Raw genomic sequence first — 14,173 nt, 5'->3', positions numbered from 1 at the left:
CGCACAAGCGAATCGCACAGTCGCCCCCCTGCGAGCCACAGCGCTGGCGGCGCGTGAGCGTTATGGGGATCACAGAGAGAAGGTAATGAAGATGTAAACAGCTTGATAAGTTTGTGCGTATGAATTACAACAGGGGCCATATCCAACAGGTCAGACCTCTGGATCAGTTACGCCACGTTGGCAACCTAACCACGCAAGGAGCAAGCAATGACGACGACCCTCACTCTGCTCGGGGTGATCTTGGTTATCGGAGCCCTGGCCTATCGCCGGGCATCCCTGTTCATCTCCACCCTGGTCACCGGCGCCGCCATGGTGCTTGGCGCCATCTATGGTCATGTGCCCTTGCTGGTATGGGCGCTGTTCGCGGTGATCGCCATCCCGCTCAATCTGGTGGAATTTCGCCGCAATCAAATAACCAAGCCGCTGTTCAAGATCTACAAATCGATCATGCCGGAGATGTCGCGCACCGAGAAAGAGGCTATCGAAGCGGGCACCACCTGGTGGGAAGCCGATCTGTTCGCGGGCAACCCGGACTGGAAAAAGCTGCACGCCATTCCGGTCAGCACCCTCTCTGCCGAAGAGCAGGCCTTTATGGATGGTCCGGTCGAGGAAGTGTGCCGCATGGTGAGCGACTGGGAAGTGACCCACGAGCGCGCGGATCTCTCCCCCGAGGTGTGGCAATACCTGAAGGACAACAAGTTCTTCGCCATGATCATCAAGAAGAAATATGGCGGTCTGGAGTTCTCGGCCTACGCCCAGTCCTGCGTCCTGCAAAAACTGTGCGGCGCCAGCGCCGTGCTCGCCTCCACCGTTGGCGTACCCAACTCGCTGGGCCCGGGCGAACTGCTGCAACACTATGGCACTGACGAGCAGAAAGATTACTACCTGCCCCGCCTGGCAGTGGGTAAAGAGATCCCCTGCTTCGCCCTGACCAGCCCGGAAGCGGGTTCTGACGCCGGCTCCATCCCCGACTTCGGTATCGTCTGCAAAGGCGAGTGGGAAGGCAAAGAGGTGCTCGGTATGCGCCTCACCTGGAACAAGCGCTATATTACGCTCGCCCCCATTGCTACCGTGCTGGGTCTCGCCTTCAAACTGCGTGACCCCGAGCACCTGCTGGGTGAAGAGGAAGAGCTCGGTATCACCTGCGCCCTCATTCCCACTCACATCAAGGGTGTCGGCATCGGCCGTCGCCACTTTCCGCTCAACGTGCCGTTCCAGAACGGTCCGACCCAAGGCAAGGATGTGTTCGTCCCGCTCGATTTCATCATCGGTGGCCCGGCCATGGCCGGTCAGGGCTGGCGCATGCTGGTCGAGTGTCTGTCGGTCGGTCGCGGCATCACCCTGCCCTCCAACAGCACAGGTGGCGTCAAGATGCTGGCCCTGGCGAGCGGCGCATATAGCCGCATCCGTCGCCAGTTCAAGCTGCCCATCGGCAAGATGGAAGGGATTGAAGAGCCGCTGGCCCGTATCGGTGGCAACGCCTACATCATGGGCGCCGCAGCCAACCTGACCGTGACCGGCATCGACCTTGGCGAGAAACCCTCGGTCATCTCCGCCATCGTCAAATACCACCTCACCGACCGTGCCCAGAAGTGCATCATCGATGCCATGGACATCCACGGCGGCAAGGCCATCTGCATGGGCCCCAACAACTATCTGGCCCGTGGCTATCAGGGTGCCCCCATCGCTGTTACGGTGGAAGGGGCCAACATCCTGACCCGCAGCATGATCATCTACGGTCAGGGCGCTATCCGCTGCCACCCGTATGTACTGCCGGAGATGCTGGCCGCCAGCCACCCCGACAAGGAGCAGGCGCTGAAGGATTTCGACAAGGCAGTATTCAGCCACGTCGGCTTTGCCATCAGCAACCTGGTGCGCAGTTTCTGGCTCGGTATCACCGGCGCTCGCTTTGCCTCTGCACCGTACAAGGATCAGACCAAGGGCTACTACCAGCAGCTCTCCCGCCTCTCGGCCAACCTGGCGTTCCTGTCAGACATGGCGATGGGCACCCTGGGTGGCGAGCTCAAGCGCAAGGAGCGGGTCTCCGCCCGTCTTGGCGACGTATTAAGCCAGCTCTATCTGGCCTCCAGCGCCCTCAAGCGCTATCAGGATGAGGGACGCCAGCAGGCCGACCTGCCGCTGCTGCACTGGGCACTGCAAGATGCCATGTTCAAGGCACAAGAGGCGATCGACGAGCTGCTGCGCAACTTCCCGAACCGCTGGATTGGGCTTGCCCTGCGCGCCGTGGTGCTGCCGCTTGGCCGTGACCTGAACCGTCCGTGCGACAAGCTGGATCAACAGGTTGCCCGTCTGCTGCAAACCCCGAGCGAGACCCGCAGCCGCCTGGCCAAGGGCCAGTATCTGACCCGCGAAGAGGGCAACCCGTTCGGTCTGCTGGAGCAGGCGCTCGATGACATGCTGGCCGCCGAGCCGCTGTTCGAGAAAGTCTGCAAGAGCGATGGCATCAAGCGCCCCTTCATGGCACTGGACAAGGTGGCCGACATTGGCCTGGCCGCTGGCGTACTGACCCAGAGCGAAGCCGAGCTGCTGCGCCGCGCCGAGGTAAGTCGCCTGCGCACCATCAACGTCGATGATTTTGACCCCATCGATCTGGTGGCCAACAAGAAGCTGTTTGAAGCCTCCGCTTACCATCACGCGGCCTGATAACCAGCTATCGACAACGCCTCCCTTGTGGAGGCGTTTTTTATGGGCGCTCACCACTATTCACGGCCCTCACAACCACCACTCGCACGCACAGCTCCCCCGACCAGCTGCAGCCCCCGTGTGGTCAGCCGGGAAAAAAGGCACAATAGCCGACAAATCGAATCACCAAGGAAGCCAAGATGACCCTTGAGCACCTGATCCTGTGGCGCCGCGACCTGCACCGCCTGCCGGAAGCCGCTTGGAAAGAGTTTCGCACCACCAGCCTGATTGCCCACCACCTGAGCGAGCTCGGTTATCGCATTGTGCTTGGCGACAAACTGCTGGCCAGCAATCTGATGATGGGCCGTGATGTGGATGTGGCGGCCGAGAAGGCTCGCGCCCGTCGTCAGGGAGCCCATCCCGACTGGCTGGAGCGGATCGGCGATGTCACTGGCCTGATGGGAGAGCTGGATACCGGCCGTCCCGGCCCGACCCTGGCCTTTCGCTTCGACATCGATGCGGTGGAGGTGGAAGAGTCCGACGCCGAACAACACCAGCCGCAGCAGGAGGGTTTTGCCTCCCACAACAAGGGGTGGATGCACGCCTGCGCTCACGATGGCCACACCGCCATCGGCATGGGGCTGGCCAGCCAGCTGATGGCGATGAAGGAGCAGCTGTGCGGTCGCATCAAGCTCTTCTTCCAACCCGCCGAAGAGGGGTGCCGCGGTGGCAAGGCGCTGGCTGCCGGTGGCGCACTCGATGACGTGGATGCCCTGCTCTCGCTCCATATCGGTATTCACGCTGGCAGCGGCGAGCTGGTGATCAACCCCACCGAGTTTCTCTGCTCCACCAAGTTCGACGTCCATTTTATGGGCACCGCCGCCCATGCGGGACTCGAACCCAACGCAGGCAGCAATGCGCTGGCCGCCGCCTGCATGGCCACCACCGCCATGCTCGGCATTCCCCGCCACCGCGACGGCATGACCCGCATCAACGTCGGCCAGCTTCACGCTGGCAGCGGCCGCAACGTCATCCCCGATCATGCCGAGCTGCGCGGTGAAACCCGCGGCGCCGATAGCACGCTCAACGACTACATGTTCAGTCAGGTACAGCGCATCGTCGAAGGGACTGCCCTCGCCCACGGTGTCACCTACCGCATCATCAAGCAGGGTGAGGCCATTGCCCTCGACAACAGCCCGGCACTGCAGGCCGAGCTGGCGGCGCTGGCCCGCAAGCAGGGGCTCGCCACCATCCAGACTCGCCGCTTTGGCGCCAGTGAAGACGCCGGTTTTCTGATGGAGCGGGTGCAAAAGCAGGGGGGCGAAGCGGCTTACCTCATCCTAGGGGCCGATCTGGCGGCGCCGCACCATCACAACGAATTCGATTTCGATGAGCGGGTGATGCAAAGCGGGGTAGAGCTACTGGCCGCCTGGGCCCGTGCACGACTGGGTGTGGCAGAAGCAGCCCTCTCTTGATATCCCCTCGGCCAGCTCACCGGCTAACGGGATCAAAAAAAGGCGCCTCGGCGCCTTCTTTCTGCAAGAAAAACCTGAGCGCTACTCGCGGTGCTTGCGATGCACATCGGGGCGACCACCGGTCACGCTATCGGCTCTCCCCTCTTCTTTGGCCTTCTCGGCCCGCTTTTTGCGCATCTCGCGGGGATCGGCGATGAGCGGGCGGTAGATCTCTATACGATCCCCGTCGTGCAGCGGCTCGCTCCCTTTCACCGAGCGGCTGTAGATGCCGAACTTGTTGACCGACAAGTCAATCTCGGGGTGTTTTTGTACGATGCCGGACTGCTCGATGGCCGCCAGCACGCAGGTCTCGGGCGCAACCCGCAGGGCAATCACCGTCTGCTGCTGCGGCAAGGCATAGACAACCTCGATGTTGAGCTGGTCAGACACCGTAGACCTCCTTCGCCCGGTTGGAGAAGGCGGAGACCATGGAGCTCACCAGATCGCGGAACACCTGACCAAATGCCACCTCGATAAGCTTGGAGGTAAACTCGAAATCGAGATCAAACTCCACCTTGCAGGCGTCGACATCGAGCGGGGTAAAGGTCCACCAGCCCGCCAGCTTGCGGAACGGGCCATCCACCAGCTCCATCCTGATCTGACGGTTCACATCCAGCTGATTGCGGGTGGTAAAGGTCTTGGCAATCCCCGCCTTGGCCACATCGACCGACGCCATCATGTAGTCATCGCCAGCCTCGTGGACACGGCTGCCAACACAGCCGGGCAAAAACTGCGGATAGGCATCCACATCGTTAACCAACTTGAACATCTGTTCTGCACTGAACATCACCAGGGCACTGCGCGTAATTCGGGGCATGGCTTTTCCTCATCCAATCGGCGCGATTTTATCACCATGTTTGGGGTTGTGGAGGTAAAACCTCAGCCAAACCGCTCAGAAAGCCACCACTTGACCTGCTGCGCGTTTTACAGCCGCCCCTGCCTACGTATAATACGAGCCTCCTAGTCATTGCCGGAAATCGCCCGTCATGAGCAAAAAAAACAGTAAAAACAAAGCCGGGTCCAGCACCATTGCACTCAACAGAACCGCGCGCCACGAATACTTCATCGAAGAGAAGATCGAAGCGGGTCTGTCCCTGCAAGGGTGGGAAGTCAAATCCCTGCGGGCGGGCAAGGCCAACATCAGCGAAGCCTATGTCATCTTCCGCGATGGCGAGGCCTATCTGTTCGGCTCCAGCTTCCTGCCACTGCAAGCGGCCTCCAGCCACGTGGTATGTGACCCGACCCGCACCCGCAAACTGCTGCTGAGCCGTCGTGAACTCGACAAGCTCGAAAGCCTGATTGCCCGTCAGGGCTACACCATAGTTCCCCTCGCCCTCTACTGGAAACAGTGCTGGGTCAAGGTCGAGATCGGCCTGGTTAAGGGCAAGAAAGAGCACGACAAGCGCGAAGATACCAAGGCCCGCGAGTGGGATCGGGAAAAAGCCCGCATCATGAAGAACAAGCATCGCGGCTAACCTGCTACTGCCAGGATCAGGACGTCAGTTCACCTTCCCCCAGCGCAGCTGGCTCTTCAGGCTCAGCTGCGTACAATAAATCGGCAAACAGACTGGTTGCCAGAGGGAATGGGTATCAACGCCTTGCTATGACAGCATTTTTGCGTAAAATCGCAATTAACAACTTGGGGCTGATTCTGGATTCGACAAGATTCACGAAACCCAAGGTGCATGCCGAGGTGCGGTAGGCCTCGTTAATAAACCGCAAAAAAATAGTCGCAAACGACGAAAACTACGCACTAGCAGCTTAATAACCTGCATAGAGCCCTTCTACCCTAGCTTGCCTGTGTCCTAGGGAATCGGAAGGTCATCCTTCACAGGATCGTGTGGAAGTCCTGCTCGGGGCGGAAGCATTAAAACTAATCGAGCTAGTCAATTCGTGGCGTGTCTCTCCGCAGCGGGTTGGCGAATGTAAAGAGTGACTAAGCATGTAGTGCCAAGGATGTAGTAATTTTGGACGGGGGTTCAAATCCCCCCAGCTCCACCAAACGTTTGGAAAGGGCCATCTCGCAAGAGGTGGCCCTTTTTATTTGTTCATCTGGTTCACAAAGACCCAACCTGTTGGCTTTTCGAGATCACTCTCACGGATTGATGGCTCTACTGGGGAGGCAAAACCAGTAATATAACGCACTGGTTCATAAGGATTCGTCATGCGCTTAGAGGATGCCTGCAGCCAACATTTCACCTTCGAGATGCTGTTTCACTGTGGTGAAACTTGGCAACGCATCCAATGCCCAAACTTGCCTGAACAAACCGAGAGCTGGCTGGCCTACCGTGAACTGGCAACGCATATTCTCGATCCGCTGGTAGAAGCATTTGGCCACCCATTGCTGACCTATGGGTTTTGTGGAGTAACACTGCGCAAAGCTATTCTTTCCAACGCCTCCCCCGGTATAGCCCCCACACTCGATCAACATGCAGCCTGTGAACTCAATCAGCGAGGAAGCGTTATCTGTCCTCGGCAAGGGGCCGCGGTTGATCTGATATACCTAGGGAAGAACAGCTATCAGGTAGCCCTTTGGTTGGCGCAACACACCCCGTTTGATCGTCTCTATCTCTATGGCCCAGACCGGCCACTGCATATCAGCTATGGGCACGAACAAAACCGCGCCTTGGTCGAACTCAACACTCACCATGGAAGACGAATGCCCAAGCGGCTGACACTCACCCAACTCAAAGGAATGTGCTGATGCTGACCCCCGAGCGCTTCACGCAACTGGTCGCGGCCCTGCCATACAAAAAAGTGCTGCCCGACGCGGTCTATCAGCACAAAGAGACCCTGGCCACAACCAACCCACAGCTCTACCGCTTTGTCTGTGCGGTGGCACAAGCGCTCAAACTGCCGGAGTGTGAATGGGATCTGGTGAAGTTGGCAAAGCAGGACTTTAGGCTGTCCCTGCTCAGCTACCCCACCTTCTTCGAAGAGGCCTACCCCAGTCTCAAGCAAAGCGTGACCGTTGACCTGGCCAAACTGAGCCATACCGTTACCCGCTACGACAGCCAAGACAATCCCCCCATTCTGCATCGCAAAGAGTGCATGCTGACCCCCGATCACCCACAGGCAGAGAGCTGTCGCCAGATCACCCAAGAGGGGGAGTTGGCGGGACTTTACGATCATCCCCGCATGATTGGCTTCAAAGCATCGTGGGAGCGGCTTATCGCAAGACACGGCTACCAACTGGTTGATGGGCGCCTGTTTCGCATCTCCGCCCTGCCGCCCGAAGAGGGTGGCCCACAAATTGATCGCCATAAAACCGCGTTGGTTCGCCATGAACTCTCGGCCCCCATGAAGATGCTGGCACGCCATGGTTATCTCAACGGCGACTATGCGCTGTTTGATTACGGTTGCGGCCGGGGGGATGACCTGCGGGAACTGGAAGCTCACGGTATTGACGCGCTGGGCTGGGACCCGAACTTTCGTCCGGATGGCGAGAAGGTGATCTCCCATCTGGTCAATCTCGGTTTTGTGATCAACGTGATTGAGGATCAAGATGAGCGAATGGAGGCGCTGCTCGGCGCCTGGGAGCTGACCCAAACCCTCCTGGTCGTCTCGGCCATGCTGGCCAACGACAGCTTTATTGCCCAGTTCACCCCTTATAAAGATGGCGTCATCACCTCGCGCAACACCTTTCAGCGCTACTACAACCAAAGCGAGCTCAAGCACTACATAGACAAAACACTGGATGAAAATGCCATCGCCGTTGGGCCCGGCATCTTTTACGTGTTCAAAGACAAGCTCGAAGAGCAACGCTTTTTGGCACAGCGTCAACGCCGAAGCCACAGCTGGCAGCAGCTGACCTCGCCCACCCCCAACCATCAGGCCGCAGCAGCACTACTGATCACTCGCCATCAACCACTGTTTGAAGCCTTCTGGCAGCGGGCGCTGACCCTTGGCCGAATCCCGGCCAATGACGAATTTGAACAAAGCGACGAGTTAAGAGAGATAGCAGGCAGTCATCGCAAAGCCATGACCCTGCTTGGCCAGCATTTTGACCTTGCCCAGTTAAAGCAGGCCGAGCTGGAGCGGCAGCAAGATTTGCTGGTCTACCTGGCACTCAACATGTTTGGCAAACGCCAAGCCTATACCCAGTACCCCAGCGAGCTGCAGCGGGATATCAAAGCCTTTTTCGGTGGCAACCCGCAGGCACAGCAGGCAGCCAGAGCACTGCTCTACCAGATTGCGGATATCGCCCTCATCAACCAAGCCTGCGAGCTGGCCCATCAACAGCTCCCCAACAGCCTGCTCTATCCCAGCCATTCACTGCTGCTGCACAAATGCTTTATTCCGCAATTACCGCCGCTGCTGCGTGTCTACCTCGGGGCGGCCTGCCAGCTCTACGGTGACTTGACCGATATCGACGTGATCAAGCTGCACATTCGCTCCGGCAAGGTGAGCCTGATGGGGTATGACGACTTCAGCAAGCCCATCCCCCATCTGGTGGAGCGGGTCAAGATCAAGATGGCCGAGCAGGAGGTCGACTTCTTTGACTACATCAATGAGCAGACCCGGCCGCCACTGCTCAACAAAAGCTATTTGATGGCACCGGATGATCCGAGCTTCAAGGCACAACGAGCACTGGAGCAAAGATTGAGCAAACTGCTTGGGATGGACCTGGAAACAAAGCATCACTTGAGTCGCCAACAATATGAATCAGCTCTCAAAGAGCAAAAAAGGCAAATTTCAGGCTTTCGTATTTGTAGCGTAAAAGAGTAAAATCAGCGCCCCAAAATAACGTAAAAACCACTTATTCCTCGCTAAAACCTAATCTACAGTCTTATAACAACATGTGATTACGTTAATTTTGACGTAAATCTAGACTTGAAGCAGGACTAGCCAGGAGCATCATCATGAACCACTTCGACGCTGACTACTGCTACTCATTCCCCGCAGTGCGTGGGATACAAGCCGGTCGCCCCTTCTATATCGCGACCTGCCCGATGCGCATCATCCCCAAAATTTTCAACTTCGATGAGAGCGAAGTCCCCCCTGAATTGCGGGCTCAACGCACATTGAACAAATCCCGGATCCCGGAAATGGTGCGATACCTCTTGGAGAATCCCAAGGATTACGTATTCTCTGCCTTGACTGCGTCAATTGCTGTTGACGTCGAGTTTGCTGAACACCCCGGCTCCAACAACCTGGGCACTTTACGAGTGCCCATGGATGCACAGATCCTGATCAACGATGGTCAGCACCGCCGTAAAGCTATCGAAGAGGCGTTGGTAGAGCGCCCCGAACTGGGTCAGGACAACATCCCTGTCTTGTTCTTTGTCGATGAAGGGTTAACCCGAAGCCAGCAAATGTTTGCTGATCTCAACAAGTACGCGGTCAAACCCAGTCCGTCACTGTCAACGCTCTATGACCATAGAGATCAAGGCTCTGAGCTTGCTCGCCATTTGGCTACCAGCATGGAGCCCTTCGTCGGGCTTACTGAGATGGAAAAGTCGAGCATCTCCCAGCTCTCCAGCAAGCTATTCACCTTAAGTAGCATCAAACAGGCAACCCGAGCCCTACTGGGCAAGGGACCTAAAGAGGGCTGCACAGATGAAGAGGCCAAGCTGGCGGCTCTCTATTGGAAAGCGGTCTACGACCAGATGCCGGATTGGCAGATGGCCAGTCGCAAAGAAGTATCACCCGCCCAACTCCGGCAGGAGTATGTCCATGCTCACGGGGTCGGCTTGCAAGCTCTCGGTATGCTCGGCCGCTTCTTGATAAGCGAGCATCCTGATACCTGGCAAACAGACCTTGGTAAGCTCAAGACCATTGATTGGCGCAAAACCAACCCGGAATGGATTCGCAGAACCATGTCGCATGGCAAGCTAAGCAAGTCAACCACCGCGCTCCAGCTTACCTGCAACGCACTTAAAACATCACTCAACCTCCCCCTCACTCCCGAGGAGAAGGTACTTGAAGCTCAGGTTGTCTCTCAATGAACCCCTTGATTCAGGCCCATGATCTGGCCGATTACGAAGATTTCATCAATACCGAGCTCTTTGCCGGCCGCCCACTGGCAGAGTATGTAGCTGAAGTACAACGTATCTATTGCGCAGACAAACGTCCCTGGGTCATTGGTTATAGCGGAGGTAAAGACTCTTCTGCTGTGCTGACGCTGGTCTATCTGGCACTGCTGGGATTACCGCCTGAAATGCGCCACAAAGATGTCTTTGTCGTTTCATCAGACACCCTGGTCGAGACCCCTGTTGTCGTCGATTTGATCATTCGGACCATGGATCAAATCGAAAAGGGCGCCAAACGCGATGCGTTACCCATTACCTCTCACCCTGTCGTACCCAAAACCCATGAGACGTTTTGGGTAAACCTGCTCGGCAAAGGCTACCCTGCCCCGACTCGCAGCTTCCGCTGGTGTACCGAGCGAATGAAGATCAACCCGGTCAGTGACTTTATCAAAGACAAGGTCAGCCAGTTTGAAGAGGTGATTGTTGTGCTCGGCTCTCGCAGCAGCGAGAGTGCTTCCCGTGCCCAGGTCATTGCCAAGCACAAGATTGATGGAACCCGTCTTGCCCGCCATACCACGCTGGCTAATGCCTTCATCTACACCCCTATCGACACCTGGGATGTTGAGGATGTCTGGAAACTACTGCGCGGCGCCTTCAAATATGCGCCGGATGATGTGGAGGAGTGGGAAAATCCCTGGGGCGGCAATAACCGCCCGCTCTGGACTCTTTATATGGACTCCTCGGGTCAGGGTGAATGTCCATTGGTCATTGATGACAGCACCCCCTCTTGCGGTAATTCACGCTTTGGTTGCTGGACCTGTACCGTGGTCACCAAAGACCGAGCCATGGAGAGCCTGATCCAAAACGGCGAAGACTGGATGCTACCCCTGCTCAAGTTTCGTAATCAGCTAGCTCTGACGACAGACCCTGCGCAAAAAGATACCTACCGTAACTACAAGCGCCGCACCGGCAAGGTGAGCTACCAATACGCCAAAGAGGGTGAAGAGCTTAGCGCAGAGCGCAAGCACGTCCCCGGCCCTTATTGGCTGAAATACCGCCAAGAGTGGCTTAAAGAGCTGTTGGAGATGGAGCGTGACCTCAACTTGCGTGGCCACACCATTACTCTGATCACCAAGCCGGAGCTACATGCGATTCGCCAGGAGTGGTTAACCGACCCTAATGAACCGGATTGGAATGACTCACTGCCAGCTATATATCGGGAAGTGTATGGCGAAGACCTCGACTGGCTAATCGACGATCAGTCACGCTTCAATGCTAGCGATGCCGAGCTGCTGGCACAACTAAGCCAGGGCTATGATGTCGAGCCCGAAATGGTGATGAAGCTGATAGAGCTCGAAATATCCCTTGAAGGGCTTAGCCGCCGCCAAGGCGTTTTCGCCAAAATAGGCACCATCCTGAAACAGGATTGGGGCAGCCTCGAAGCCATTGAGCAGAAACAGGCACAGTTACAAAAGCGCAATGAGCGCGATCTCTATCAAGAAGAAGTCGAACAAATTGAACAGTCGCTTGCTGGATTGCAAAAGCAATTGGCACAAGCCGACGATATGGCAGCACTGTTTAGTGAGGCAGTAAAAAATGATCATTAAGAAGTTGGTCTTGCATAACTTTCGTGTATTTCGTGGTCACCACGAAATAGAGCTGACCCCACAAAAACGCGAACATGAGCGACATGATAGACCTATCGTGTTGTTCGGTGGCCTCAACGGCGCTGGCAAAACGTCGATTTTGTCAGCTATCCGTTTAGCGCTGTATGGACGCCTGGCCTTTGATAACCTCATCCACAATCAGGACTATATTGACCAACTTACTGCACTTATCCATAACGGTGTCAGCATCTCTCAACAGCCTAAAGATGCCTCGATTGAACTCGTGTTTACCTATAACCAGGGGGGCACTGAGTCTGAATTTACCGTTATTCGCAGCTGGAATCGCAATAAAAAAGATAGGCTAAAACTGCTGCAAAACGGGGTTGAGCTGGACGAGCTTAACTATGAGCAGTGCCAGGGTTTTCTCAATGAGTTAATCCCGCACGGTATTGCTGATCTCTTCTTTTTTGATGGCGAGAAGATCGCCTCATTGGCAGAAGATGAATCGGGCAAGATTCTGCAGACCGCGGTACGCCGCCTGCTCGGCCTTGACCTGATTGCCAAACTGCGCACCGACCTTGGCATCTATTTAAAGCAGCAAGGAGCCAAAGAGTTGGGCACCCAACAACAACACAAATTGGCCGAGCTGGAGCAGAATAAAAAACAGTTTGCCAAACAGGCCGAACATTATCGATTCGAAGCTGACTTGGTGATGGCAAGGATTGGCCTGATTACCCAAGATATTCAGAAATATGAAGCCATGCTGGCAGCACAAGGTGGTGCATTTGCGCGGACAAAAAATCAGGAGCAGCAGAAAGTTGCTGAACTGGTAAAAGAAAAAGAACAACTTGAAAAGAGTCTGCGCCATGAATGTGATGGATCTATCCCCTTTGCGCTGGCCCCCAACACCATGGCCAAACTGCAGCAACAGCTGGCCAGAGAAATAGAAATAAAGAGGGCTCGCAGCTTTTCCCAAGAGCTCAATCTTTTTCTCGAACAGCTTCAAGCCAATATCGGCTTTAAAGGTAAAGAGACGCTGGCCATCACAACCCAGGCGATCGAAGAGCAGCTTGACAGCTTTATGGCCAACAAGCCGCAAGGTGAAGTTCTCTTTGACATCTCTGAGCGCGAGACTCACGTCATCATCGCGGCAATCAGTGAGAATTGCCAACGGGCTTGGAGCAAATTTGATGCACAGCGTCGTGAATTGGCCGAGGTTGAACATCAACTGGAGCAAGCCGCCAGCAATATTGAGCGAGCACCTGATGATGAGCAGCTGATGGATATTTTCCAAACCCTGCGAGACATGGACAATCAACGGCAAGAAGAGCGCCACAAATACAAGGCACTGCTGGAACAAGCCAAACAAGCGGTAATGAATCAACTGGATTGCGCCCGCCAGATCCAGAAATTGCACGATAAAGCCAGAGAGCAATATGGTGCCGTCAGTGCAGTGCAATATGCCAATGAAACCATCAGTTTACTGGATGAATACAGCGATGTATTGACCCAAGCCCGGGTTAAAACACTGGAGCAGAATTTTGAAGTGGCCTACCGAAAATTGGCCAGAAAAGAAGATCTGCAGATTAAGGCCAGGATCAATCCTCACTCCTTTGATGTGGAGCTGGTAGACGAAGCTGGGATTGCTATCAATAGAAAGTCACTCTCTGCTGGTGAGAAGCAAATTTATGCCATCGCGATCTTGGAAGCCTTGGCTAAAACATCTGGTAGACAACTGCCGGTCATTATTGATACCCCGCTGGGGCGCCTTGACTCACACCATAGAGACAAGCTGATTCATCACTACTTCCCCTTTGCCAGTCATCAGGTGATATTGCTGTCGACTGATACAGAAGTGGATGAGCGCTATTTTGCCAGTGCTCTGGCTGATGATATCTCTCATGCCTATCAGATCCGCTTTGATGCGCTGACCAAGTCATCAAAGCTGACCAAGGGCTACTTCTGGAAAGAGAGTCCTGCCCAAGTGCAAGCCAAGGAGGTTTATTAATGCTCCCGAATCGCATGCAGCTCACCCGCCAAACGGAAGAGCAGCTTAAACGATTAAAAGCCAATACCGGGATCACTCCCAATGTGGCAGCTCGCCTGGCTTTTTTTCGTTCAGTGGAAACTGATTTTCGCTACCACCCGGACCATAAAAAGCTGGATGGCAACCTGGTCCTCGACAAGATCACTTGGCTGGGAGAAACACTGGCAGTGACCGAGCTCACCCTCCAGATGATTTATCCTGACCTGGATAATAAAGAGTGGATAAAAGCCTGGGCGGCTCATGTGGAAGATGGTATAGCTTCACTACGTAATCACCGTAGTCTCAGTACCTTAACCAACGCTATTTAATTAAAAGATGTATTGCATCTCCTAATATGAGATGCAATACACTTAAAACAAGCAAGTTCGAAAAGGTCCATATCAATATTGG

General features: G+C 55.5%; 11 protein-coding genes and 1 other RNA gene. 10 read left to right on the top strand and 2 right to left on the bottom strand.

The features are described from left to right. Positions 1 to 207 precede the first annotated feature (207 nt). Positions 208 to 2,664, top strand: a complete 2,457-nt coding sequence (gene fadE, locus I6L49_RS01240) for an acyl-CoA dehydrogenase FadE (protein ID WP_216950415.1) — start codon at positions 208 to 210, stop codon at positions 2,662 to 2,664. Positions 2,665 to 2,843: 179 nt separating this feature from the next. After that, the gene (locus I6L49_RS01235; protein WP_108588368.1) at positions 2,844 to 4,118 is read left to right on the top strand and encodes an amidohydrolase; all 1,275 of its coding nucleotides are present in this window, start codon (positions 2,844 to 2,846) and stop codon (positions 4,116 to 4,118) included. Between the two features lie 81 nt (positions 4,119 to 4,199). On the opposite strand, the gene I6L49_RS01230 is transcribed toward I6L49_RS01235, so the two are convergent. Both I6L49_RS01230 and I6L49_RS01225 read right to left on the bottom strand, forming a co-directional pair. Continuing rightward, positions 4,200 to 4,547 carry an RnfH family protein gene (locus I6L49_RS01230; protein ID WP_216950414.1) on the bottom strand — a complete coding sequence of 116 codons (348 nt, stop codon included), beginning with the start codon at positions 4,545 to 4,547 and terminating at the stop codon, positions 4,200 to 4,202. Next, positions 4,540 to 4,974, bottom strand: a complete 435-nt coding sequence (locus I6L49_RS01225) for an SRPBCC family protein (RefSeq protein ID WP_005334496.1) — start codon at positions 4,972 to 4,974, stop codon at positions 4,540 to 4,542. Before I6L49_RS01225 ends, I6L49_RS01230 begins: the two co-directional genes overlap by 8 nt. Before the next feature lie 169 nt (positions 4,975 to 5,143). Between I6L49_RS01225 and smpB the strand changes: the two genes are divergently transcribed. The 8 genes from smpB (at position 5,144) to dndE (ending at position 14,091) form a co-directional block, all read left to right on the top strand. Then, positions 5,144 to 5,632, top strand: a complete 489-nt coding sequence (gene smpB / locus I6L49_RS01220) for an SsrA-binding protein SmpB (RefSeq protein ID WP_005334498.1) — start codon at positions 5,144 to 5,146, stop codon at positions 5,630 to 5,632. Positions 5,633 to 5,798: 166 nt separating this feature from the next. After that, positions 5,799 to 6,158, top strand: a transfer-messenger RNA (tmRNA) gene (gene ssrA / locus I6L49_RS01215). 163 nt (positions 6,159 to 6,321) lie between these two features. Next, positions 6,322 to 6,861 (top strand): hypothetical protein, encoded by a 540-nt coding sequence (locus I6L49_RS01210; protein WP_216950413.1) that lies wholly within the window; start codon positions 6,322 to 6,324, stop codon positions 6,859 to 6,861. Beyond that, positions 6,861 to 8,885, top strand: coding sequence for a DNA phosphorothioation-associated putative methyltransferase (locus I6L49_RS01205; RefSeq protein WP_216950412.1), 2,025 nt, complete (start codon positions 6,861 to 6,863; stop codon positions 8,883 to 8,885). Before I6L49_RS01210 ends, I6L49_RS01205 begins: the two co-directional genes overlap by 1 nt. Before the next feature lie 134 nt (positions 8,886 to 9,019). Further along, positions 9,020 to 10,105 (top strand): DNA sulfur modification protein DndB, encoded by a 1,086-nt coding sequence (gene dndB, locus I6L49_RS01200; RefSeq protein WP_017786509.1) that lies wholly within the window; start codon positions 9,020 to 9,022, stop codon positions 10,103 to 10,105. Next, positions 10,102 to 11,736 (top strand): DNA phosphorothioation system sulfurtransferase DndC, encoded by a 1,635-nt coding sequence (gene dndC, locus I6L49_RS01195; RefSeq protein WP_216950411.1) that lies wholly within the window; start codon positions 10,102 to 10,104, stop codon positions 11,734 to 11,736. The genes dndB and dndC overlap by 4 nt, the downstream gene beginning before the upstream one ends. Then, complete coding sequence (dndD, locus tag I6L49_RS01190; RefSeq protein ID WP_216950410.1) at positions 11,726 to 13,744, top strand: DNA sulfur modification protein DndD; 2,019 nt, start codon at positions 11,726 to 11,728, stop codon at positions 13,742 to 13,744. The genes dndC and dndD overlap by 11 nt, the downstream gene beginning before the upstream one ends. Continuing rightward, the gene (gene dndE / locus I6L49_RS01185) at positions 13,744 to 14,091 is read left to right on the top strand and encodes a DNA sulfur modification protein DndE (protein ID WP_216950409.1); all 348 of its coding nucleotides are present in this window, start codon (positions 13,744 to 13,746) and stop codon (positions 14,089 to 14,091) included. Before dndD ends, dndE begins: the two co-directional genes overlap by 1 nt. Positions 14,092 to 14,173: the final 82 nt, after the last annotated feature.

Source organism: Aeromonas sp. FDAARGOS 1419 (assembly GCF_019047045.1).
Classification (GTDB): Bacteria; Pseudomonadota; Gammaproteobacteria; order Enterobacterales; family Aeromonadaceae; genus Aeromonas; species Aeromonas veronii.
The sequence above is the reverse complement of the archived record's forward strand: the minus strand, read 5'-3'. Positions and strand labels throughout refer to the sequence as shown.